The sequence below is a fragment of the Frondihabitans sp. 762G35 genome, assembly GCF_002074055.1.
Taxonomy (GTDB): Bacteria; Actinomycetota; Actinomycetes; order Actinomycetales; family Microbacteriaceae; genus Frondihabitans.
Window position 1 is genome coordinate 1,756,175 of sequence record NZ_CP014619.1, and the last position, 23,219, is coordinate 1,779,393.

The following is a 23,219-nucleotide window of genomic DNA, read 5'->3' on the forward strand; positions in this document are numbered from 1 at the left end:
CGGCTGGTGGTGCATGAGGCGCTTCTTCCTCGGGCGGGGCGGGTGGTGGTCTCGTCGTCGCGACTCCCAGGACGCTTACGATTTTACGGATCGCCCCGGACCCGAACGGGCCGCCGCTCCTGCGAAAACGCTGATCACGCCCCGGATCGCTCGTCTTCGAGAGAGGCCCCCGGACAGACCGACGGGGCGGCCGCCCGGTGCCTCTCATCCGGACGACCGCCCCGTCGGGCGATCCGTGGTGCTCGAATCGACTACTTCAGAAGACCCGCATCCGTGAGGAACGCCTTGGCGATGACCTTCGACGACTGCTTGTCGTTGACGCTCTTCGAGTTCATCGAGATGAGCTCGTCCGAGGTCAGCTTCGCGTTGACGGCGTCGATGATCGACTCCGCCTTCGAGTCGACCTTCTTGTCGACGAGCGGGATCACGTTCTGGGGCAGGATCAGGTTCTTCGGGTCCTTGAGCGTGACCAGACCGTTCTTCTTGATGCTCGGGTCGGCCGAGTAGATGTCGGCGAGCTGGACCTGGTTGTCGAGCAGGGCCTTGACCGTCAGGGGTCCGCCGGAGTCCTGGATCGCCTTGAACGACACGTCGACGCCGTACGCGCTCTTCAGGCCGTTGGGGCCGTAGGGGCGCGTCTGGAACTCGGTGTTGCCGCCGACCGTGAGCGCGCCGTTGACGTAGCCGAGCTCGTCGAGGCTGGTGACCTTGTACTGGTCCGAGAACGCCTGCGTCACGTTGTAGCTGTCCTGGTCGGTCGCGCTGGCGGCCTTGAGGACCCGGAGGTTCTTCGGCAGGGCCGTGCCGAGAGCCTTCTCGATGTCGGTCTCGCTCTTCGCGGTGGTCGACTTGTCGTAGTACTGGAGGAGGTTTCCGCTGTACTCCGGGATCACGTCGATCTTGCCGGACTCGAGCTCCGGCAGGTAGACCTCCCGCTGGCCGATCTGGTACTGGCGATCGACCTTGAAGCCGCCGTTCTCCAGCGCCTGCGCGTACGCCTCGGCGATGATCTCGTTGGAGTAGTACTGCTGCGAGCCGATGACGATCGTCCCGGCGCTGGCGGAACTCGTGGAGCCCGACTGCAGCGGGTCGCCGGACGTGCACCCTGCCAGGGCCACGACAGCCCCGATCGCGACCACGCCGATGGCGGCCAGTCGGCCCTTCTTCGCTGTGAACATCATTTGTTTCCTTCCTGGAGTGGAGAACCCACCACCGAGCGCGGGCGGGTCGCCCTCGCGCGGTCGTTCGTGGCGAGCCCGGCGGCGACACCGGCGGGCACGACGAGTCGCTGGACGATCGAGAACACGATCTCCAGGACGATGGCGAGCAGGATCACGAGGATCGAGCCCGCGACCATCTGCGTGTAGTCCTGCGTCTGCAGGCCGAGCAGGATGAAGGTCCCGAGACCGCCCGCTCCGACGTAGGCCGCGAGGGTCGCCGTGGCGACGATCTGCAGGGTCGCAGCGCGGAGTCCCCCGATCAGCAGGGGCAGCCCGAGCGGGATCTCGACCTGCGTGACGATCTGCCACTCCGTCATGCCGACGGCTCGCGCGGCGTCGATGGTCCGCCGGTCGACGGCTTCGAAGCCCGTGTACGCGCCCGCGAGGACCGAGGGGATCGCGAGGATCACGAAGGAGATGATGGGCGCGCTGAGCCCGATCCCCAGCAGGAGGCCGAAGAGCGTGATGACGCCGAACGTCGGCAGGGCGCGGGCACCGCCGGAGACGGCGATCGCGACGCTCCGGAACCGGCCCGTGTGGCCGATGGCGTACCCGATGGGGATGGCGATGACGGCCGCGATGACGAGCGCGAGCAGCGTGTAGAAGAGGTGGTCGACCATGGCCGACGGGATGGTGTTGTTCCCGGCCTTCGGGTTGGTCCCGTCGTAGTTGGCCGGGTCGAGGAGGAACGCGATGGCTCCGGAGAAGTAGTTCACGAGGCGAGCGCCACCTTCCGCACCGCGCGGCGCTCGGCGGACTTCGTGCTGCGCGACCAGGGCATGAGCGCCCGGCCCAGCATGACGAGGAGGGCGTCGAGCACGAGGGCGATGACGACCGTCAGGACGATGCCCGTGCCGATCTCCTCCAGGATCCCGCGCTGGAACCCGTCGGTGAAGAGCAGGCCCAGGCCGCTGATGCCCAGGATGCCGCCCACGGTCACGAGGCTCACCGTGCTGACGACGACGACGCGGAGGCCCGCGAGGAGGACGGGACCCGCGAGGGGCAGCTCGACCATCCAGAACCGCTGCCAGCCGCTGAAGCCGACCGCCGTCGCCGACTGCCGCACGTCCGTCTGCACGGAGGCAAGACCGTCGGCCACCGATCGGACCATGAGCGCGATCCCGTACAGGGTGAGGGTGATGTCGAGGTTCAGGCCGCTCCGGAGGGGGACGCCGACCGTGACGGGGATGACGATGAGAAGCGCGAACGAGGGGACGGCGTAGAGGAGGCCGGCCACCGTCAGCAGCGGCGCCCTCACGACGCGGAAACGACTGGCCGCCCACCCGATCGGGATGCTGATCACGAACGCGATCAGGATCGGGGGGATGGCGAGCCGGAGGTGGTCGAGCGTGAGCTGACCGATCATCCCCAGGTTGGCGAGGACCCAGGTCACCGAGCCGTCTCCCCGGAGCGGTTCCGGCCCGAGCGGACCGCCCCGTCGTCGGTGAGCGTCCCGGCGGGTCGGCCGTCCGCGTCGACGACGATCCGGCCGGCGGGCGTCTCCTCGATGTGCAGGGCCCGCTTGCCACGGTTCGCCCCGACGAAGTCGGCCACGAAGTCGTCGGCCGGAGCCGAGAGGATCTCGGCGGGCGTGCCCACCTGCGCGACGTGGCCGCCCTTCTTCAGGATGACGACCTGATCGCCCAGGTAGAAGGCCTCGTCGATGTCGTGCGTGACGAAGACCACGGTCTTGTCGAGCTCGCGCTGGAGCCGGATGAGCTCCTCCTGCAGGTCCGACCGGACGAGGGGGTCGACCGCGCCGAACGGCTCGTCCATCAGCAGGATGTTCGGGTCGACGGCGAGACCGCGCGCGACGCCCACGCGCTGCTGCTGCCCGCCCGAGAGCTGGCTCGGGTACCGGTCGGCGAAAGCGCGGTCGAGACCGACCGTGTCCATCAGCTCGAGGGCCCGTTGGCGGGCGACCGACTTCTTCTCGCCCTTCAGGAGCGGGACGGTCGCGATGTTGTCGACGACCTTCCGGTGCGGCAGGAGGCCGGAGTTCTGCATGACGTAGCCGATGCTGCGGCGCAGAGCCACCGGCTCCAGCCCCCCGATGTCGTCGCCGTCGATCTGGATGCTCCCCGACGTGGGGTCGACCATGCGGTTGATCATGCGGAGGATCGTCGTCTTGCCGCAGCCGCTCGACCCGACGAAGACCGTGGTCTTGCGGGAGGGGATGACGAGGCTGAAGTCTTCGACGGCCCGTGTGCCGTCGGGGTATTCCTTGGTCACCGAGTCGAACTCGATCATGGAAGGCTCATTCCTCGTGGGCAACACGAATCGACACTTGCCAGGGCGTCAACTGAATCACAGTTCTCTCATCGGGGTTACGGGGTCGCCACGAAGCGACACAATTCCGTAAGATCCGCTATCGCGCTCGGCACGGGAGCCGTGAGCTCCGCGCGGAGGCCGCACCCGGCGTCGGTCCGGGGTCAGACCGCGGAGAACGCCCGCTCGAGGTGGTCGCGGACGATCGTCCGGCACTCCACGACGAATCGCTCGTCGCCGGCGCGGTCCGTCGCGAAGGCGCGACCCACGAGGCCGCTCGCCAGCTCCGTGGCCACGTCGACTGCGAAGTCGACCTCCGGGGACGGGGCGACGCCGGCGCGATCGGCGAGATAGAGGGAGACCTGCTCGGCGAGCGGTCGCCGACCGCCTGAGCCGAGACGGTCCGGGGTGTCGGACTCCCCGAAACGGATGGCACGGAAGCCGGGCTCCGATCGGTAGAGCTCGACCAGCGAGTCGACGAGGACGTCGACGGCGACGCGCCAGTCGGCTCCCGCCGCCGCTCCGAGCGACTCGGTGGCACGCTCGATGAGGCGGGACACACCGCGGACCGAGAGGGCCTCGACGACGGCGATGCGATCGGGGAAGTAGCGGTAGACGGTGCCGATGGAGGCGCCGGCTCGCTCGGCGACCATGGCCGTCGTGAGGCGCTCGAAGCCGATCTCGTCGATGATGGCGGCGGCTGCGTCGAGGAGGCCCGTCAGGCGAGCCGAGCTCCGCGCCTGGACCGGCTCGTTCCGCAGGAGCGAGGATCCTCCGGGCAGTGCTTCAGTGACCTCGGTGACGAGCAACGGTTCTCCTTCAGACAGTCGTGCGGCTCCTCGAATGTCGGCCGCAGATGGTTGACTCGACGTCATGTGCGGAAGATTCGTGATGTCGCGCGCCGCGAGCGACCTGGTGGCCCTCTTCGACGTGGATGTGACGGGAGACACTCTGGCAGAGCCTTCCTGGAATATCGCTCCGACCGACCCGGTGAGTCTCATCGTCGACGCGGCCCCCCGGGGCGACGACGCCGGAGGGCCTCCCGTGCGTCGTCTGGCGACGGCGCGCTGGGGCCTCATCCCCTCCTGGGCGGACGATCCGCGGGTGGGCGTCAAGGCCATCAACGCGCGGGTCGAGACGGCGGCCGAGAAGCCGACGTTCCGCGACGCCGTGGTGTCCCGGAGGGCCGTCGTCCCCGCGACCGGCTACTACGAGTGGGTGACGGCGCCGGACGGCTCGAAGGCCGCGCACTACGTCCACCTGCCCGACGACGAGCTGCTCCTGTTCGCCGCCCTCTACGAGTGGTGGCGCGACCCCCGCGTCGCCCAGGGCGATCCGTCGCGCTGGGTGCTGTCCACGAGCATCCTGACCCGCGAGGCGGCCGGGCCGCTCCGGGAGCTGCACGATCGGATGCCGGTGATGATCGGCGCCGAGGTCATGGAGGAGTGGCTCGATCCCGACACGGAGGGCGATCACGACCTGCTGGAGGGCATCTCCGGCGAGTCGCTCGGGCAGGCCGAGCGCGCGGTGTTCCGTCCGACGAGCCAGGTCGGCGTGCCACAATAAGCGAATGCTGGGATCCCGAAAGGCGTACGTCGCCACCAGCGTCGAGCCCATGCTGCATCGTGCGGCCCGCATGGAAGACGCCGTCCACGCCCTCCGGGAGCGGAACGCCCGCCGTCGGGGCCTGATCCCGACCGTGGTCCCCTACGCCGGATACGGCGGTCCCGGCTGGATCCGCGTCCTCGGCCGGGTGCTCCTCACCCGCGACGGGGAGTTCCGCACGAGCGGAGACATGCACGTCCGCGGCTGGCGGAGTTTCACCGTCGTGCCGATCGACGACGTCGTCGTCGAGGTCGTCATCGGCGGTGACGTCCACCGCGTCCGCGCCGATCGCGGCGGCGTGGTCGACGCGCGGGTCGAGGTGGATCTCGCACCGGGCTGGCACACGTTCGTCGTGCGCACCGAGGGCTCGCTCGAGGTGGAGGCCCACGTCTACGTGGTCGACCCGAGCGTCGGTTTCGGCATCGTCTCCGACATCGACGACACCGTCATGGTGACGGCTCTCCCCCGCCCCCTGCTCGCGGCCTGGAACACCTTCGTCCTCGACGAGCACGCCAGACGCCCCGTCCCCGGCATGGCCGTGCTCTACGAGCGGCTCCGCAACACGCACCCCGGTTGCCCGGTCATCTACCTCTCGACCGGCGCGTGGAACGTCGCCCCGACGCTGTCGCGCTTTCTCCTCCGCAACTTCTACCCGGCCGGTCCGCTCCTGCTCACCGACTGGGGTCCCACGCACGACCGCTGGTTCCGCAGCGGCCCCGAGCACAAGGAGCGCTCCCTGAACCGCCTCGCCCAGGAGTTCCCGGGCGTCAAGTGGCTGCTCGTCGGCGACGACGGCCAGCACGACGAGGAGCTCTACGGCGCCTTCCTCAACCGGCACCCCGACAACGTCGAGGCCGTCGCGATCCGACAGCTCTCGAACAGCGAGGCGGTCTTCGCGGGCGGTCGCTCCCGCGGCGAGGAGCACGAGCGGACCACCAACGTGCCCTGGGTCTACGCGCCGGACGGCGCCGGGATCTGGAATCAGCTCGTGGCGAAGCGGTTCGTCGACGCACCGACCCCGTAGACCCCCCTCCGGAAAAGCGCGAAAGACAACTATTGGCACCGAAAATCGGTGCTAAAGTTGTTTTCATGACTCTTCTGGGCAGCAATGCCGAATCCGGCGGGCGTCCCCTCGACACCGCCGACGGGGAGGCGCGCGTCGGCGAGCAGGTCCGGGCCCTCCGCCTCGACGCCTCACTCGACCAGGCCGGGCTCGCTGCCCTGGCCGACGTGTCCATCAGCGCCCTGAAGAACCTCGAGAACGGGCGGGGAAGCACCCTGCGCACCCTGATCCGGATCCTGCGAGCGCTCGGCCGGGACGACTGGCTGACCACGCTCGCCCCCGGTCCGACGATCAGCCCGATCGACGTGCTGCGAAGCTCGTCGACCACGCCACGCCGACGCGTCTACCGCCGCCGGAGCGGCGACTGATGGCCTACACACCCGTCCAGGCCGTCGAGGTGACCGCGTGGGGGCACCGGGTCGGAGCCGTCGCTGCCGACCCCGGCGTCGGCGCCTACGTCTTCGAGTACTACCCCGACTGGATCGCCCGCGGCATCGAGCTCGCCCCGCTCGAGATGCCCATCTCCCGGCGGAGGCACGTCTTCCCGGCGCTCCCCGAGGCGACCTTCCACCGGCTGCCGGCGCTGCTGGCCGATGCGCTGCCCGACGACTTCGGCAACGCGATCATCGATGCGTGGCTCGCTCGGCAGGGCATCCGGCGCCGCGACGTCTCGCCCCTCGACCGCCTCGCGTACATGTCGAACCGCGCCATGGGGGCGCTCGAGTTCCGGCCGTCGCGGGGTCCGCGCCAGCGTGTCGCGAGCGCCGTCGAGCTGAGCGCGCTGGTCGAGGGGGCCAGGAGCGTGCTCGACGAGCGCTTCGCGGGCGACCGGGAGACCGAGGCGGCGATCCAGAGCCTCATCCAGGTGGGCACGTCGGCCGGTGGGGCGCGCGCGAAGGCGGTCATCGCCTGGAATCCGGAGACGGGCGAGATCCGCTCGGGGCAGCTGCCGGCCGCGGAGGGGTTCGAGTTCTGGCTGATCAAGCTCGACGGGGTCGGTCGCGACTCGGAGCTGGGTTCCGGCGGCGAGTACGGGCGGGTCGAGTACGCCTACTCGCTGATGGCCGAGGCGGCGGGGCTGTCGATGACGCCGTGCCGGCTCCTGGAGGAGAACGGGCGGGCTCATTTCATGACGCGCCGCTACGACCGCCGGGGGGATCGCAAGATCCACGCGCTCACCCTCTGCGGCATGACGCACCTCGACTTCCGGCAGCGTCAGACCCACGACTACGGCCAGTACTTCGACGCGATCGGCGAGCTCGGTCTCGGGCCGGACGCCCGGGAGCAGGCCTACCGCCGGCTCGTCTTCAACGTGCTCGCCGCCAACTGCGACGACCACACCAAGAACTTCTCGTTCCTCCTGCCCGGCCCCGATGCCGCGTGGGAGCTCGCGCCCGCGTACGACGTGACGTTCGCCTTCAATCCCGAGGGGCAGTGGACCTACCAGCACCTGATGAGCGTCGACGGGCGCTTCCGCGACATCACGCGGTCCGACGTCCTGGCCGTGGCCGACCGCCACCTCGTGCCGCGGGCCACCGCCGTCGTCGAGGAGGTGCGCGAGGCCGTCGGGCGCTTCCGCGAGTTCACCGATCGGGCGGGCGTCTCGCAGGCGTGGGCGGCCCGGATGGAGGCGGCCCTGCCGGTCTGGGACTGACCTGGCGGATGTCGGTGGCCCTGCCTAGTATTCGAACATCCTTTCGAACGCAGGAGGCACGGATGAGAGTCGACGAGAAGGTCCCGGTCGAGACGACCGAGGGGGGCGCCCCCCTCCGGTTCACCTGGCGCAGGGTGGTCTACGGGGTGGTGAGCGCGCCCGAGATGTGGATCACGCGGCAGGCCTGGTGGCAGAGCGCCACGAGGGCGCCGCGCGGTGCGGGGCCGGGGCTGCTGGAGATGCGCGTCTGGCGCGTCGACGCCCTGCCGCTGACCGACGGGGCGCACCGGGTCGACGGCACCTTCGACCTCGCGCTCGATCCGGTCAGCCGGGAGTGGCTGCTTCTGGGCGTCTTCGACGATCACGTCGACCAGCAGTTGTTCGCCTGATTCATCGATCGACCTGGTTGGATGAGCGCATGCCCCTCGCGATCGAAGACTACGCACTGATCGGCGACTGCCACACGGCCGCCCTGGTCGGCTCCGACGGCAGCATCGACTGGCTCTGCCTGCCCCGGTTCGACTCCGCCTCGATGTTCGCCGCCCTCCTCGGCGACGAGAACAGCGGCCGCTGGCTCGTCGCCCCCGACGACCCCTCCGCCACCTCCACGCGCTCCTACGTGACCGACACCTTCGTGCTCGTCACCCGCTGGGTGACCCCGACGGGCGAGGTGGAGGTGACCGACCTGATGCCGTACGGCGATCGCCGGGCCGACGTGGTCAGGCGCGTCACGGGCATCAGCGGGAGCGTGACGATGGTCGAGGACCTCCGCATCCGCTTCGGCTACACGACGGCCATCCCGTGGATCCGGCAGATGCCCGACCACGGCCAGAACGCCCTCGTCGCCATCGCGGGTCCCGACGCCGTCGTGGTGCGCGGCCCCAAGCTCACGGCGGCCGATCACACCCACCGTGCCACCTTCACGGTCGAGGCCGGCGAGGTCGTCGACCTCTCCCTCACCTGGTTCCCCGCCCATCGCGAGCCGCCCGCGCCGGTCGACGTCACGGCGCGGATCGACGAGACCGTCGCCTGGTGGAGCGACTGGGCCTCCCGCTGCGACGCCCCCGCCGCCTACACGCGGGAGGTCCACCGGTCGCTCCTGCTCCTCCGGGCGCTCACGCACGAAGACACGAGCGGCATCGTCGCCGCCGCGACGACGAGCCTCCCGGAGCAGTTCGGCGGCTCCCGCAACTGGGACTACCGCTACGTCTGGCTGCGCGACGCGTCGATGACCCTGCAGGCCCTCATCCTGCACGGCTTCGCCGAGGAGGCTCAGGGGTGGCGCAACTGGCTGCTGCGGGCCATCGCGGGCGACCCGGCCGACGTGCAGATCATGTACGGGCTGAGCGGAGAGCGGTACCTCCTCGAGAACACCATCGACGAGCTCCCCGGCTACCGCGGCTCGGCGCCGGTGCGCACGGGCAACGGCGCCTTCACGCAGTACCAGGGCGACGTCTTCGGCGAGGTCATGGTCGCTCTGCACGACGCCCGCACGCTCGGGGTCACCGAGGACGGCGACTCCTGGGCCCTCCAGCGCGCGCTGATGCAGTTCGTCGAGGACAACTGGGATCGCGCCGACAACGGCATCTGGGAGATCCGCGGGCAGACGCAGCACTTCACGCACTCCCGGGTGATGATCTGGGCCGCTCTCGACCGGGCGGTCAAGGGGGCGCAGCTGTTCCACCTCGACGGTCCCGTCGACCGGTGGATGGAGCTCCGCGAGAAGGTGCGCGACGAGATCGAGGAGCACGGCTTCGACGCCGAGCGCGGCACCTACGTCCAGTTCTACGGTTCGAAGGAGGTCGACGCGTCGCTCCTGCAGCTGTCGCAGGTCGGCTACGTCGACGCCCACGATCCGCGGATGCTGGGCACGGTCAAGGCCATCGAGGAGGACCTCCTGCACGACGGCCTGCTCCTGCGATACCGCACCGAGTCGGGCGTCGACGGGCTCGAGGGGTCGGAGAACCCGTTCCTCACCTGCTCGTTCTGGCTCACGGAGCAGTACGCCCGGAGCGGCAGGCTCGACGACGCGACCCGCCTGATGGACCGCCTCGTCGGCTTCTGCAACGACGTGGGCATGCTGTCGGAGGAGATCGAGGTGTCGACCGGTCACCACGTGGGCAACACGCCGCAGGCCCTGTCGCACCTCGCGCTCGTCCGCGCGGCCGACGCCATCGAGGCCGCGATCGAGCACTCCCGCGGCAATCGGGGCCGGCGGCTCGCCAGCCAGACGGACCACGAGACGACCGCACCCGCCCCGCGGTAGGAGTCCCGACGACGAACGAGGCCCCCGCGACGTGTGTCGCGGGGGCCTCGTTCGTCGTCGGGTGCGGCTACGCCTCCTTGGAGGTGGTCCAGCCCTCGGGGCCGGCGGAACCCGCCGGGTAGGTGTCGAGCGGCACGAGGTCGGCGTGCCAGGCGTCGATCACCGGCTGGACGATCGCCCAGCAGCGCTCGGCGACGTCGCCGCGGATCGAGAGCGTCGGGTCGTCGTGGAAGACGCCCGAGAGCACCTCGCCGTAGGGGGTCAGCTCCGGCTTCCCGAGCGTGGTCGAGAAGGTCGACTTCTCGAGCGAGAAGGGGTTGCCCTTCCCGTTCGTCGTCACGCCGAGCTCCATCGTCTCGGGGCTGATCTCGATGCGGAGGGTGTCGGGCGTCGATGCGCCCTCGAGGCCCGCCGGGAGCACCGGCACGGGCTTGAACGTGATCAGCACCTCCTTGCGCACCTTGGTCATCCCCTTGCCGGAGCGCAGGACGAACGGCACGCCGGCCCAGCGGCGCGACTTGATCTCGAACTCGACCTCGGCGAGCGTCTCCGTCTGGCGCGACACGTCGACGCCGTCCTCGTCCGCGTAGGCGGGGACGTCCTTGCCGTCGATCGAGCCGGCGGCGTACTGGCCGCGACGGCTCGCGGTGACGGGGTCGGAGTCCTTGACCCAGGTCGCGCGGAGGACGCGGGCGATCTCGCTGCGGAGCTCGACGGAGTCGATCGACGAGGGGGCCTCCATCGCGATGACCGCGAGCACCTGCAGGAGGTGGCTCTGGATCATGTCGATCAGGGCGCCGGCCTTGTCGTAGTACTGCGCGCGGCCCTCGAGGCCGAGGACCTCGTCGTAGAAGATCTCCACCTTCTCGATGTTCTCGCTGTTCCAGACCGGCTCGAAGAGACGGTTGGCGAAGCGCAGGCCGATCATGTTGAGGACGGTGGAGCGGCCCAGGAAGTGGTCGGTGCGGTGGATCCGCTCCTCCGGGACGATCTTGAGGAGCTCCTCGTTCAGCTCGTGCGCACCCTTCTCGTCGCTGCCGAAGGGCTTCTCGAGCGCGAGGCGGATGCCCTCGGGCAGGGTGATCTTGCCGAGCGCCTTGATCACCTTGACGGAGATGGCCGGCGGGAGGGCGAAGTAGAGGACGGGGGCGCCCTCGGAGGCGTCGAAGAGCTTCTCGAGGTGGGCCGCGTCGGTCGGGTCGCCCTGGATGTACTGGCTGCTCGCCAGCGTCTTCTTGGCGAGGTCGCTGTCGCCGTCGCCGTTGAAGGCGGTCTTGACGACGGAGTCCCACTCCTCCGGGTTGCGCTCGCTGCGGCCGGTGCCGATGAGCTGCACCTCGACGCCGCGGTCGCTCTTCAGCAGGCTCGCGAGGCCGGGAAGCAGGAGTCGTTCGGTCAGGTCGCCGGAGGCGCCGAGGATGATGAGGGTGCTGGTGTCGGTCATCGCGGAGAACGCTCGATGCGAGTGAGTCTGACGGAGTCAGAGCGGTGGATGGTCATGGACGTCCTTTCCGAAGTCGAACCGTGTGGGCCCTCGAGACCCAACGCGCGGGCGACGGGCGCATTCCCGACGGACACTGCTCGGAGGCAGGACGCGGGCCGCGAGGGGCCCCGGTGCCAGCGTCCACCGTACTGCCCGTCGCGGGTCTTGGTCGCGCATCCAGCGAGCCGGTTCGCAATGACCTACACTGTTCGAACATACGTTCGATTCGAGGAGGTCAGATGGGGTTCACGCACCTCCACGTCGCCTCCGCGTTCAGCGCCCACTACGGCACCGCGCAGCCGGCCGACCTGGTCGGTCACGCCGTCGCCGAGCACCGCTCCGACGCCGCGGCCATCACCGACCGCGACGGCCTCTACGGGGCGATCCGGCACATCGGGGCCTGCCGCGCGCTGGGCATCGACCCGATCGTCGGGGTGGAGCTCGGGGTCAGGGCCGACGGTGCGGCCTCCGGCCCCGTCCCGACGGCCGCCGCGGCCGACCGGGTCGTCGTGCTGGCCCACGGCCGCCTCGCGGGAGCGGGCTGGGCCTCCCTCTGCCGGCTCATCAGCGCCGCCCACGGCCGCGCGACGCGCAAGGTCAACGGCAGCGCGAACAGCGTCGCGACGATCGCCCGGTCGCGGGTCCGGGCCTTCCTCTGGGGAGACGACGGCCCGACCGGCACGGTGCTCCTCGGCCCCGACTCCGACGTGGGGCGCGCGGTCGCCCGCGGGCGGCGGCGCGAGGCGCTGGCCCTGCTCGACGAGTGGCACCGGCTCCTTCCGGGCGGCGTCGTCGTCGAGGTGGTCTGCCACCTGACCGAGCCGGGCGAGAGCAGGAGCCTCCGGCACGCCGCGAACCTCCTCGAGGTGGCCGACGCCGCCGGGGTGCCCGCCATCCTCACCAACGCCGTCCGCTACCGGGTGCCCGACGAGGCCCTCACCGCCGACGTGCTCGACGCCGCCGGCCACCTCGCCGCCCTCGGCACCTTCCTCCCGCAGCCGAACGCCCAGGCGTTCCTCAAGTCGCCCGGCGAGATGCGCGACCTCGCCCACCGCATCGCCGACGCGTCCTCGCTCGATCGCCGCGCCGCCGAGGAGATGCTCGCCGCCACCGAGCGGCTCGCCGACCGCTGCCGCCTCGACCCCGACGCCGACCTCGGCTGGGGCCGGGCGAAGGTGCCGGAGCTCAGCGCGATCGGCGTCGAGGGCGATCCCGACGTGGTGCTGCACCGGCGCGCGCAGGCCGGCATCACGGAGCGGTTCGGCGACGTCTCCATGGCCAAGCGCGAGACCCTCGAGCGCCGGATGCGGATGGAGCTCGACACCATCACCGGCTTCGGGTTCGCGGGCTACTTCCTCACCGTCGCCGACGTGTCGCAGATGATGCGCGACCTCCGGGTCCGGAACGCCGCCCGAGGCTCCGGCGCCGGCAGCCTCGTCACCTACCTGCTGCGCATCTCGAACGTCGACCCGCTCGAGCACGATCTCCTCTTCGAGCGCTTCCTCGGCAACAAGCGCGAGACCCTGCCCGACATCGACATCGACGTCGAGTCCGCCAGGAGGCACGAGGTCTACCGGGCGATCTTCGAGCGCTACGGCAGCAACCGCGTCACCCTCATGTCGATGCAGTCCACCTACCGGGCGCGCGGGGCCGTCCGCGACGCCGGCCTCGCGCTCGGGCTCGACGACGACCAGATCGACCTCGTCGCGAACAACGTCTGGCGGTTCAACGCCCGCGAGTTCCGCTCCGCGCTGGCCGAGAAGCCGGAGCTCCGCGAGATCGCCGAGCTGGTCCGCTCCAACGACCAGATCGATCTCCTCGTCGATCTGACCGAGCGGCTCGACCGGCTCCCCCGGCACATCTCGATGCACCCCTGCGGCGTGATCCTCGGCAACGACGGCCTGCTGAGCATGACCCCGGTGCAGCCGAGCGGCATGGGGCTGCCCATGAGCCAGTTCGACAAGCACGACATGAACGACGCCGGCCTCCTCAAACTCGACGTCCTCGGGGTGCGGATGCAGTCCTCCATGGCCTTCGCCCTCGGCGAGATCCAGCGGATCAACGGCCCCCGCACCGCCCTCGCCGGAGCCCTCCCGATCGACGCCCCCTACGTCAACCGCGACGGGCGCGTCGAGCTCGACGCGATCCCGCACGACGACGAGCCGACCTTCGAGGCCATCCGCACGACGCACACGCTCGGCATGTTCCAGATCGAGAGCCCCGGGCAGCGCGAGCTGATCGGAAAGATGCAGCCCGACCGCTACGAAGACCTCATCGCCGACATCTCGCTCTTCCGGCCCGGGCCGATGAAGGGCAACATGGTCGCCCCCTACCTCGACACCAAGCACGGCTTCCAGCAGCCCGACTACCTGCACCCGAGCTTCGCCCCCTTCCTGGCGGACAGCTACGGCGTCGTCATCTACCACGAGCACGTCCTGCGGATCCTCCACACCACCATGGGCATCTCGCTCGCCGAGGCCGACGAGATGCGGCGCGCGATGGAGAAGCGCGCCGACCTCGAGGAGGAGTTCCGCAGCCGCACCAGGGCGAACCTCGACGAGAAGGGCAGGAGGCGCTTCACCGACCGCGAGATCGACCGCATCTGGGGCGTGCTGAAGGGGTTCGGCTCGTTCGGGTTCTGCAAGGCGCACGGGGCGGCGTTCGCCCTGCCGACCTACCAGACGGCGTGGTTGAAGACGCACTACCCGGCGGAGTTCCTGGCGGGCATCCTGACCCACGATCCGGGCATGTACCCGAAGCGGCTCCTGCTCACCGAGGCGAAGCGCATGGGCGTGCCCGTTCTCCCGCTCGACGTCAACCACTCCGACGCCGTCTACCACGTGGAGCGGGTGCGGCCGCCGCGCTCCCCGGTGGCCCGGACCCACCCGGGCGAGCTCGGCATCCGGCTCTCGCTCGTCGACGTCCAGGGCATCACGGAGGCGGAGATCGCGCGCATCCTCGACAACCGGCCCTTCACGTCGATCGCCGACTTCTACCAGCGGGCGACCCCGTCGCGGCGCCTCTTCGAGCGGCTGGCCCAGGTGGGGGCGCTCGACGGTCTGGGTGGCGAGGGGCGCACGCGAGGCGACGTCCTCGTGCGCGTCCGGCAGCTGATCGGCCGAAGCACGAGACCGGTGCCGGGCGACGCCGCCAACCAGCTCGACTTCGACGTCGACGAATCGAACGAGGTGCCCGTCGGCACCCCCGACGTCTCCAGCCGGCAGCGCGTGAGCGACGAGCTCGACATCCTGTCGATGGAGGTCAGCGACCACGTGATCGAGAGCTACCGGCCGATGCTCGACGACCTCGGGGTGACGCGGGCCGCCGACCTCCTCGGGCTCTGGAACGGCACCACCGTGCTCGTCGCAGGCATCCGGATCGCGACCCAGACCCCGCCGATGCGCAGCGGCAAGCGCGTGGTCTTCATCAGCCTCGACGACGGGTCCGGTTGCTCCGACTCGACGTTCTTCGAGGAGGCGCAGGAACGCGCCGGGTCCCTCCTGTTCGGTACGCGGCTCCTGCTGATCCAGGGGCGCACGCGCCGCACGGGCGAGCGCGGCATCTCGCTCGAGGCCGAGAACGCCTGGGATCTCAAGGCGATGTGGCGCGACTGGCAGCGGACCCGCGCGGCAGCGGGTGCCGCTCGCGACGGCGACGGCACGGCTGGCGGCGCGCTCGACGGTTCATTCGACGGCGGCGTCCCCGCTGAGAGCGCCGGGCTCATGAGTCCGTAGGCTCAGACGCATGAGCGACGACAGCGATTCCACCCCCGGCCGGTACGTCGATCCCGGCCACGAGTACACGCGCGACACGACCTACATCGAGGACCGCATCACGCAGGATGCCCGTGACGGCTGGCCCGTCGAAGCCGGTCGATACCGGCTCGTCGCCGCCCGAGCGTGCCCCTGGGCGAACCGCACCGTGATCTCCCGCCGACTCCTCGGGCTCGAGGGCGCCATCTCCCTGGGGCTCCCCGGCCCGACCCACGACGCCCGGAGCTGGACCTTCGACCTCGACCCCGGCGGGATCGACCCCGTGCTCGGCATCGAGCGCCTCCAGGAGGCGTTCTTCAAGCGCGTGCCCAACTACCCTCGCGGCATCACCGTGCCCGCCGTGGTCGACGTTCCGAGCGGCAAGGTCGTGACCAACAACTTCCCGCAGATCACCCTGGACTTCGCAACCGAGTGGACCGCCTTCCATCGCGACGGAGCCCCGGACCTCTACCCGGAGCACCTCCGCGACGAGATCGACGACGTCGCCGAGGTCGTCTTCCGCGATGTCAACAACGGCGTCTACCGCGCCGGGTTCGCGGGATCCCAGGGCAGCTACGAGCGCGCCTACCATCGGCTGTTCGACCGTCTCGACTGGCTGGAGGAGCGTCTCTCCTCTCAGCGCTACCTCGTCGGCGACACGATCACCGAGGCCGACATCCGCCTCTTCACGACGCTCGCCCGCTTCGATGCGGTCTATCACGGTCACTTCAAGTGCAACCGCAACAAACTGACCGAGATGCCGGTGCTCTGGGCCTACGCGCGCGACCTCTTCCAGACGCCCGGGTTCGGCGACACGATCGACTTCGACCAGATCAAGAAGCACTACTACATCACGCACAGCGACATCAATCCGACCGGGATCGTCCCAGCCGGCCCGGATCCGCGCGTCTGGCTCGCTCCCCACGACCGCGACGAGCTGGGCGGCCGCCCCTTCGGCGACGGCACCCCGCCGCCGCCGCCGCCCGCGGGCGAGCGCGTGCCCGACCTCACACCGGCGTGACGGCCCGCTCAAGCGTCACCCCCGAGGCCGAGCGAACGGGTCGGCGCCTCGACGCGATCCGCGACGACGCGCTGGCTCTCGCCGAGCGACTGAGCGACGACATCCGCGCCGTGTCGGAGGCCCGGGAGGCGTCGAACGTCGACGACGAGCACGATCCGGAGGGGTCGACGATCGCCTACGAGAGATCGCAGCTCGAGGCGATCCGCCGCTCCGCCCTGGAACGCGCCGCCGACGCCTACGAGGCCCGCAGGCGGCTCGCCGACGGTCGCTACGGCATCTGCGTCCGCTGCGGTCGGCCCGTCCCGGCGGCTCGTCTCGAGGCGCGCCCCACCGCTTCGGTCTGTCTCGATTGCGCCGTGTAGCGGAAGCCCGCTCCCGCGACGCCGAGCACGGCGAAGTCACAGCGGACGCGGGGGTGGGAGCGCTTCCGCCCCCTGGGGAGTGCGACGTAGAGTAGCCGGAACACGACGGCGGCACGACCATCCGAGCCGCCGGGCACGATCGACGACGATTGGCGTGGCATGGTTTCGATGACGAGCGCGCGGTCCGCCCCGGGCGGCAACCCCTGGCTGGCCGCCCCCGGGCGCACCACCGCCGAGCGTCCCCGCCGGATCGTCGCCGAATCGTGGGAGCGGGCGCTCCGACGCCGCCTCGATCCGGAGCGTCTCCTGCCCGAGTTCGAGCTGCAGCCCGACGACGTGGCCGACTACCGGCGCGACCACCCGCTCTCTCTCCTCCTGCCCGTCGTGCGCCGCCTCCTGCTGAACGACATCGAGGGCTCCGGGCTCATCGTCGCGATGGGGGACGCGGAAGGACGACTGCTCTGGGTGGAGGGCGACGGTTCGGCGAAGCGCGGCGCAGAGGACATGCGCTTCGTCGAAGGGGCGGGCTGGGCCGAGAGCCGAGTGGGGACCTCGGCTCCCGGCACGGCTCTCGAACTCGACCACGGGATCCAGATCCACGGTACCGAGCACTTCAACCGCCTCGTGCAGAACTGGAGCTGCACGGCGGTGCCGATCCACGATCCCGCCACCCGGGGCATCCTGGGGTTCCTCGACATCACGGGCGACGACCGCGCCGTGGGCCCGCACACCCTCCCCCTCCTGGAGGCGACCGCCGCCGCGATGGAGGCGGAGTTGATGCTGTCGAGGCTGCGCCAGAAGGGCAGGCGCTCCCCCGCCGAGAAGCGCGCCGATCGCGCCGCCGCCAGCGGACAGGCGTCGCTCACCGTCCTCGGCCGGGACGTCGCGCTCCTCTCCGACGGCCGCCGCATCGTCTCGCTCAGCGCCCGACACAGCGAACTCCTCACGCTCCTCTCCTGGCACACCCACGGCCTCTCCGCGGAGGAACTCGCCTCGCTCACCTACGGCGACCCGCGCGCGGTCATCACCGTCCGCGCCGAGATGGTCCGCCTCCGACACGCCCTCGAGGTCCTCGACCCGCGGCTCGCTGCCCTGTCGCGCCCGTACCGACTCGCCGGACCGATCGACAGCGACATCCGCCGCGTGATCGCTCAGCTCGACCGCGGGGCGCACCGCCGGGCGCTCGAGATCTACACCGGGCCGATCCTGCCGGACTCCACCGCGCCCGGGATCGAGGAGATCCGGGAGACGCTCCGGATGCGGCTGCGCGAATCCCTGCTCGCCGACGCGTCCGTCGACGTCCTGCTGGACTACGCGTCGCGATCCGACTGCGAGTCGGACCGGGGCATCCTGCTCACGGCCCTGCAGATGCTCCCGGCCAGGTCGCCCCGACGCGCCGGGATCGTGGCGCGCCTGGAGCTGCTCGACCGGAGCTGACGGCCCGGCGGCGAGCGGTCGCCCAGCGTCGACGAGGGTCGTTGCCCGCGCAACCGGGTGCAACCTCGATCGGCGTACGGTCCGGGTACGCGCGAAGCACGCCTCCCGGCGTCGCACCGTGCCTTTGACAACGACGTCGAAAGGGAACGCCATGACCGTCACCACTCCCCCGAACACCTACGCCAGCCCCGGCTCGCCGGATGCGAAGGTGCAGTTCAAGCCCCGCTACGACCACTTCATCGGGGGCGAGTACGTCGCTCCCGCGAGCGGACAGTACTTCGAGAACCCCAGCCCCGTCACCGGCAAGGTCTTCACCGAGGTCGCCCGCGGCAACGCGCAGGACGTCGACCGGGCCGTCGAGGCCGGATGGCGCGCCTTCGACGGGTGGAAGAAGACCACCATCGCCGAGCGGTCGCTCATCCTGAACAGGATCGCCGACCGCCTCGAGGAGAATCTCGAGATGCTGGCCGTCGCCGAGACCTGGGACAACGGCAAGCCGATCCGCGAGACCCTCGCCGCGGACATCCCCCTCGCCATCGACCACTTCCGCTACTTCGCCGGTGCGATCCGCGCCCAGGAGGGCTCCACGGGCGAGATCGACGGCGACACCGTGGCCTACCACTTCCACGAGCCGCTCGGAGTCGTCGGGCAGATCATCCCCTGGAACTTCCCGATCCTGATGGCGGTCTGGAAGCTCGCACCGGCTCTCGCCGCGGGCAACTGCATCGTCCTCAAGCCGGCCGAGCAGACGCCGGCGTCCATCCACGTCTTCATGGACCTCATCAAGGACCTCCTTCCCGCGGGCGTCCTGAACATCGTGAACGGCTTCGGAGTCGAAGCGGGCGCCCCGCTGGCCTCGCACCCGAACATCCGCAAGATCGCGTTCACGGGCGAGACGACGACCGGTCGCCTCATCATGCAGATGGCGTCGGAGAACCTCATCCCCGTCACGCTGGAGCTCGGTGGCAAGAGCCCCAACATCTTCTTCGCCGACGTGGCGCAGGAGAAGGACGACTTCTACAGCAAGGCCCTCGAAGGGTTCAGCTTCTTCAACCTCAACCAGGGCGAGGTCTGCACCTGCCCGTCGCGCGCCCTCGTCCAGGCGTCGATCTACGACCAGTTCGTCGGCGACGGCATCGAACGCGTGAAGCAGGTCAAGCAGGGCCACCCCCTGTCGATGGACACGATGATCGGGGCCCAGGCGTCCAACGACCAGCTCGAGAAGATCCTGAGCTACATGGACATCGGCAAGCAGGAGGGCGCGAAGCTCCTCCTGGGAGGCGAACGGAACGTCATGGAGGGCGAACTCGCGGACGGCTACTACGTGCAGCCGACGATCTTCGAGGGCCGCAACTCGATGCGCATCTTCCAGGAGGAGATCTTCGGCCCGGTCCTGTCGCTGACGAGCTTCAGCGACTACGACGACGCCATCAAGATCGCCAACGACACCCTGTACGGTCTCGGCGCGGGCGTCTGGAGCCGCAACGGCGCGCAGCTCTACCGCGCGGGTCGCGACATCCAGGCCGGCCGCGTCTGGTCGAACACCTATCACCAGTACCCGGCAGGAGCCGCCTTCGGTGGCTACAAGCAGTCCGGCATCGGTCGCGAGAACCACAAGATGATGCTCGACCACTACCAGCAGACGAAGAACCTCCTCGTCTCGTACGCGGACGGTCCGATGGGATTCTTCTGATGACGACCGTCTCGTCGTCGCTGTCGCGGGTGGACGTCTCCCCCGCGGCAGCGGCCTTCCTGGTCGAGTTGACCGCGAAGCACGGGCCGCTCATGTTCCACCAGTCGGGAGGCTGCTGCGACGGGAGTTCGCCGATGTGCTATCCGGTCGGCTTCTTCCGGGTGGGAGCCGTCGACGTGCACCTCGGCGACCTCCGGGTCGACGGGCTCGACCCGATCGAGGTCTACATGTCGAGGAGCCAGTTCGAGTACTGGAAGTACACGCACCTCACGATCGACGTCGTCCCCGGCCGAGGTGCCGGGTTCAGCGTGGAGTCGCCCGAGGGCAAGCGCTTCCTGATCCGCTCGCGCATGCTCGACGACGAGGAGCTCCGGGCGTTCGACCTGATCTGACGATCGAGGCGCCGCGATCCGCGAGGATCACGGCGCTTCGTCGTCGGCGCTCCCGCCGGGGAGCGCGTAGACGCCGTGACCGACCCGCAGGAGGCGGCCCTCCCGGGCGAGGACGGACAGCGTCGACAGCACGCTCGAGCGCCGGTAGCCCGGAAGGTGCTCCACGATCTCCGTGGTACGCAGGGCCCCCGCCACGAGGAGGGCGACGATCCGGTCGGCCAGCGACCCCTCGTCGCCCGCGACCTCGCCGGCGGGCGACGGGTCGTCGAGGGCGTACTCGGCCCGTGCATCCTGCAGGCTCTCGGCCGAGACCCGGGTGACGGCGCCGGATGCCCGGGCGTACGGCGCCAGCGTCAACGACTTCCCCACCCGGTTGTAGACGTTCGACGCGCTCGTGCCCTGGTGCTCCGCGATGTCCGGGTAGGAGGCGCCGCCCAGCAGGAGCACCGCCTCGCCCTCGAGCCCGAGCCACTGCCCGAGGCTCGCGAGCTCCCAACCCGCCGAGGCGACGGCCTCGCCCCACGGCTCGATGTCGGACCCGGCGTCGTCCAGCCGCTCGGAGAGCTCCGTCAGCAGCGCCTGCAGCCGCGCCCGCGCGTCGTCGACGATGTCGACGGTGAACTGCGGCGGATGGCGAAGTTTGATGGATCGTGACATTTGTGAAAGGATAGCGAAGTTGTCCGGCGATCCGGGCACGCATCGAACCGTGTGCGACTCCCCGAGGTCTGATCCTCGAGAATCGAGCGCCCACCCCAAGGAGTCACTAATGGTCTACGCAATCGTGCGCGCCGGTGGTCGTCAGGAGAAGGTCGAGGTCGGGACGATCCTGACGGTCGATCGCCTGAAGGCGTCCGAGAGCGACACCGTCTCGTTCGTCCCCGTGCTGCACGTCGACGGCGACACCATCCTCGCCGGCGACAAGCTCGCGAAGGTCACGGTCGAGGGCGAGGTCCTGAACGACCTCCGCGGCCCGAAAATCGTCATCCAGAACTACAAGAACAAGACCGGGTACAAGCGCCGCATGGGTTTCCGCGCCGACCTCACCCGCGTCAAGATCACCGCGATCACCGCCAAGTAAAGGGAGCCGACACCTCATGGCACACAAAAAGGGCGCATCGTCCACCCGTAACGGTCGCGACTCGAACGCTCAGCGCCTCGGCGTGAAGCGCTTCGGCGGCCAGGTCGTCCTCGCGGGCGAGATCCTCGTCCGCCAGCGCGGCACCCACTTCCACCCCGGCGTGAACGTCGGCCGCGGCGGCGACGACACCCTCTTCGCCCTCGCCCCCGGCTCCGTCCAGTTCGGCGCCAAGGGCGGCCGCAAGGTCGTCAACATCGTCGCCGCCGAGGCGTAACAGCCCCGCGGCAGAGCAGCGTTCCCCCACAGCGGGCGGCCTTCGGGTCGCCCGCTGTTTCGCGTTCACCATTCGAAAAGGTAATAACTCGTGAAGACCCCGGACGGGGGCGTGGACGCGCACGGCTCCGCGGACTAACGTCGGCCAGGCTCGTCTCGACTTCCGGTGGAGTTCACCGACTCACGGACGGGCGTTCACCGCGTGGCCAGCAATCCCGTGATGGACTTGGGTACGAACACAGAGCATCACCGTTTTCCGCACGACAGCGTCACAGCACCGAGCGTCACAGCACGACAGATCCAAAGCACGACAGCGTCACAGCACTGCGTGAGCGTCACCGTCGCCCACGTCGGCACACCGAATGCGAGAATCATGGATCCCCGGACGGCCGAGCACCCTCGGCCGAACCACTTCATCCTGCACCTCAGCGACACGCACCTGATCGGTGGTGACGGTGATCTCTACGGCGATGTCGACAGCGAGAGCCGCCTGCGCCAGATCATGGCCGAGCTCGAGGAGTCCGGGGCCCGTCCCGAGGCCATCGTCTTCACGGGCGATCTGGCCGACAAGGGCGAGCCGGAGGCGTATCGCAAGCTCCGTGCCCTGATCGAGCCCGTGGCCCTCCGCCTCGGTGCCCAGATCATCTGGGCCATGGGCAACCACGACGACCGCGGTGCCTTCCGGCACGAGCTCTTCGGCCAGATCCCGTCGGATCGACCCGTCGACCTCGTCTACGACGTCAACGGCCTGCGGATCATCACGCTCGACACGACCGTCCCCGGGCGGCACCACGGTGAGCTGACCAGCGCCCAGCTCGACTGGCTCGCCGAGGAGCTCGCGACCGCGGCCCCTGACGGCACGATCATCGCGATGCACCACCCGCCGGTCCCGTCGATCAAGGACCTGACCGTTCTCGTCGAGCTCCGCGACCAGGCATCGCTCCGCGAGGTCATCGAGGGCAGCGACGTCCGCTCGATCATCGCCGGGCACCTCCACTTCTCGACGAACGCCATGTTCGCCGGGGTCCCCGTGTCCGTCGCCTCGGCCACCTGCTACACGGCCGACCTCAACATCCCGGTCGACGCCACTCGGGGCCAGGACGGCGCGCAGTCGTACAACCTCGTCCATGTCTACCCCGACACGATCGTCAACTCCGTCGTCCCCATCGGCAGCTACCGGACGGTCGGCGAGTACGTCTCGCCGGAGTCGGTCGCCGCACGTCTCGCCGCAGCCGGCGTCACGATCCCCGCGGCCGCCCCGCGTCACCGTGCCGAGCCCGAGACCCTGGTCGTGCCGGAACGCGACCTCTCGCTGACGGGACCGATCGGGACGCTGTAGCCGCGGATCCTGCGCTCCGCTTTGGGGTCTCGCTCGCGAGGCTCCACGATTGGCCACGCCCCACGAAAGTGAGCGGCGAGTCGTGGAGTCTCGCGCAGGAGCAGCACACGCCCGGCCGCGACACTCCACGTTTGTCCACGCCCCACGAACATGAGCGGCGAGTCGTGGAGTCTCGCGCAGGAGCAGCACACGCCCGGCCGCGACACTCCACGATTAGCCACGCCCCACGAAAGTGAGCGGCGAGTCGTGGAGTCGCACGCAGGAGCAGCACTCCCCCCGCCCGCGACACTCCACGATTGGCCACGCCCGACGA

Annotated in this window: 22 protein-coding genes; 15 read left to right on the forward strand and 7 right to left on the reverse strand. The window is 69.9% G+C overall.

Going from position 1 to position 23,219, the window contains the following annotated elements; translation table 11 throughout:
• Positions 1-251: 251 nt before the first annotated feature.
• From AS850_RS08440 to AS850_RS08460, 5 genes are all read right to left on the reverse strand, one after another.
• Entirely contained in the window at positions 252-1,181 is a 930-nt protein-coding gene (locus tag AS850_RS08440; protein WP_335589165.1) for an ABC transporter substrate-binding protein, read from the reverse strand.
• Positions 1,178-1,936, reverse strand: coding sequence for an ABC transporter permease (locus tag AS850_RS08445; protein WP_236940654.1), 759 nt, complete (start codon positions 1,934-1,936; stop codon positions 1,178-1,180). The genes AS850_RS08440 and AS850_RS08445 overlap by 4 nt, the downstream gene beginning before the upstream one ends.
• Positions 1,933-2,613 (reverse strand): ABC transporter permease, encoded by a 681-nt coding sequence (locus tag AS850_RS08450; protein ID WP_119868713.1) that lies wholly within the window; start codon positions 2,611-2,613, stop codon positions 1,933-1,935. Before AS850_RS08450 ends, AS850_RS08445 begins: the two co-directional genes overlap by 4 nt.
• Positions 2,610-3,470, reverse strand: a complete 861-nt coding sequence (locus AS850_RS08455; protein ID WP_119868714.1) for an ABC transporter ATP-binding protein — start codon at positions 3,468-3,470, stop codon at positions 2,610-2,612. Before AS850_RS08455 ends, AS850_RS08450 begins: the two co-directional genes overlap by 4 nt.
• 182 nt (positions 3,471-3,652) lie before the next feature.
• A complete protein-coding gene (locus tag AS850_RS08460) occupies positions 3,653-4,297 on the reverse strand; it encodes a TetR/AcrR family transcriptional regulator (protein ID WP_236940655.1) in 645 nt (214 codons plus the stop codon).
• Between the two features lie 64 nt (positions 4,298-4,361).
• Between AS850_RS08460 and AS850_RS08465 the strand changes: the two genes are divergently transcribed.
• The 6 genes from AS850_RS08465 (at position 4,362) to AS850_RS08490 (ending at position 10,076) form a co-directional block, all read left to right on the forward strand.
• Complete coding sequence (locus AS850_RS08465) at positions 4,362-5,054, forward strand: SOS response-associated peptidase (protein ID WP_119868716.1); 693 nt, start codon at positions 4,362-4,364, stop codon at positions 5,052-5,054.
• A gap of 4 nt (positions 5,055-5,058) precedes the next feature.
• Positions 5,059-6,117, forward strand: a complete 1,059-nt coding sequence (locus tag AS850_RS08470; RefSeq protein ID WP_119868717.1) for an App1 family protein — start codon at positions 5,059-5,061, stop codon at positions 6,115-6,117.
• Positions 6,118-6,182: 65 nt separating this feature from the next.
• Positions 6,183-6,524, forward strand: a complete 342-nt coding sequence (locus AS850_RS08475; RefSeq protein ID WP_119868718.1) for a helix-turn-helix domain-containing protein — start codon at positions 6,183-6,185, stop codon at positions 6,522-6,524.
• Entirely contained in the window at positions 6,524-7,810 is a 1,287-nt protein-coding gene (locus AS850_RS08480) for a type II toxin-antitoxin system HipA family toxin (RefSeq protein ID WP_119868719.1), read from the forward strand. Before AS850_RS08475 ends, AS850_RS08480 begins: the two co-directional genes overlap by 1 nt.
• A gap of 62 nt (positions 7,811-7,872) precedes the next feature.
• Positions 7,873-8,199 carry a DUF6504 family protein gene (locus AS850_RS08485; protein WP_119868720.1) on the forward strand — a complete coding sequence of 109 codons (327 nt, stop codon included), beginning with the start codon at positions 7,873-7,875 and terminating at the stop codon, positions 8,197-8,199.
• A gap of 17 nt (positions 8,200-8,216) precedes the next feature.
• Positions 8,217-10,076 (forward strand): glycoside hydrolase family 15 protein, encoded by a 1,860-nt coding sequence (locus AS850_RS08490; protein WP_257788657.1) that lies wholly within the window; start codon positions 8,217-8,219, stop codon positions 10,074-10,076.
• A gap of 67 nt (positions 10,077-10,143) precedes the next feature.
• Here the strand turns inward: AS850_RS08490 and AS850_RS08495 are convergent, their stop codons facing one another.
• The gene (locus tag AS850_RS08495; RefSeq protein WP_119868722.1) at positions 10,144-11,520 is read right to left on the reverse strand and encodes a glucose-6-phosphate dehydrogenase; all 1,377 of its coding nucleotides are present in this window, start codon (positions 11,518-11,520) and stop codon (positions 10,144-10,146) included.
• A 278-nt stretch (positions 11,521-11,798) separates the two neighbouring features.
• Between AS850_RS08495 and AS850_RS08500 the strand changes: the two genes are divergently transcribed.
• The 6 genes from AS850_RS08500 to AS850_RS08525 all read left to right on the forward strand — a co-directional run bounded on the left by AS850_RS08500 (position 11,799) and on the right by AS850_RS08525 (position 20,216).
• Positions 11,799-15,293 (forward strand): DNA polymerase III subunit alpha, encoded by a 3,495-nt coding sequence (locus AS850_RS08500; protein ID WP_119868723.1) that lies wholly within the window; start codon positions 11,799-11,801, stop codon positions 15,291-15,293.
• Between the two features lie 10 nt (positions 15,294-15,303).
• Positions 15,304-16,332, forward strand: coding sequence for a glutathione S-transferase family protein (locus tag AS850_RS08505; protein ID WP_119868724.1), 1,029 nt, complete (start codon positions 15,304-15,306; stop codon positions 16,330-16,332).
• Positions 16,329-16,694, forward strand: a complete 366-nt coding sequence (locus tag AS850_RS08510) for a TraR/DksA family transcriptional regulator (RefSeq protein ID WP_119868725.1) — start codon at positions 16,329-16,331, stop codon at positions 16,692-16,694. The genes AS850_RS08505 and AS850_RS08510 overlap by 4 nt, the downstream gene beginning before the upstream one ends.
• A 168-nt stretch (positions 16,695-16,862) precedes the next feature.
• Positions 16,863-18,131, forward strand: coding sequence for a GAF domain-containing protein (locus tag AS850_RS08515; RefSeq protein WP_236940656.1), 1,269 nt, complete (start codon positions 16,863-16,865; stop codon positions 18,129-18,131).
• A gap of 151 nt (positions 18,132-18,282) precedes the next feature.
• Positions 18,283-19,824 carry an acetaldehyde dehydrogenase ExaC gene (gene exaC, locus AS850_RS08520; protein ID WP_119868727.1) on the forward strand — a complete coding sequence of 514 codons (1,542 nt, stop codon included), beginning with the start codon at positions 18,283-18,285 and terminating at the stop codon, positions 19,822-19,824.
• Positions 19,824-20,216, forward strand: coding sequence for a DUF779 domain-containing protein (locus tag AS850_RS08525; protein WP_119868728.1), 393 nt, complete (start codon positions 19,824-19,826; stop codon positions 20,214-20,216). The genes exaC and AS850_RS08525 overlap by 1 nt, the downstream gene beginning before the upstream one ends.
• A gap of 27 nt (positions 20,217-20,243) precedes the next feature.
• Here the strand turns inward: AS850_RS08525 and AS850_RS08530 are convergent, their stop codons facing one another.
• Entirely contained in the window at positions 20,244-20,873 is a 630-nt protein-coding gene (locus AS850_RS08530) for a hypothetical protein (RefSeq protein WP_119868729.1), read from the reverse strand.
• Positions 20,874-20,982: 109 nt separating this feature from the next.
• Between AS850_RS08530 and rplU the strand changes: the two genes are divergently transcribed.
• From rplU to AS850_RS08545, 3 genes are all read left to right on the forward strand, one after another.
• Positions 20,983-21,294: a 50S ribosomal protein L21 gene (gene rplU / locus AS850_RS08535; protein ID WP_119868730.1), complete on the forward strand. Its 312-nt coding sequence runs from the start codon at positions 20,983-20,985 to the stop codon at positions 21,292-21,294.
• Positions 21,295-21,310: 16 nt separating this feature from the next.
• A complete protein-coding gene (gene rpmA, locus AS850_RS08540) occupies positions 21,311-21,568 on the forward strand; it encodes a 50S ribosomal protein L27 (protein ID WP_119868149.1) in 258 nt (85 codons plus the stop codon).
• 372 nt (positions 21,569-21,940) lie between these two features.
• Positions 21,941-22,906, forward strand: a complete 966-nt coding sequence (locus AS850_RS08545) for a phosphodiesterase (protein WP_119870219.1) — start codon at positions 21,941-21,943, stop codon at positions 22,904-22,906.
• Positions 22,907-23,219 lie beyond the last annotated feature (313 nt).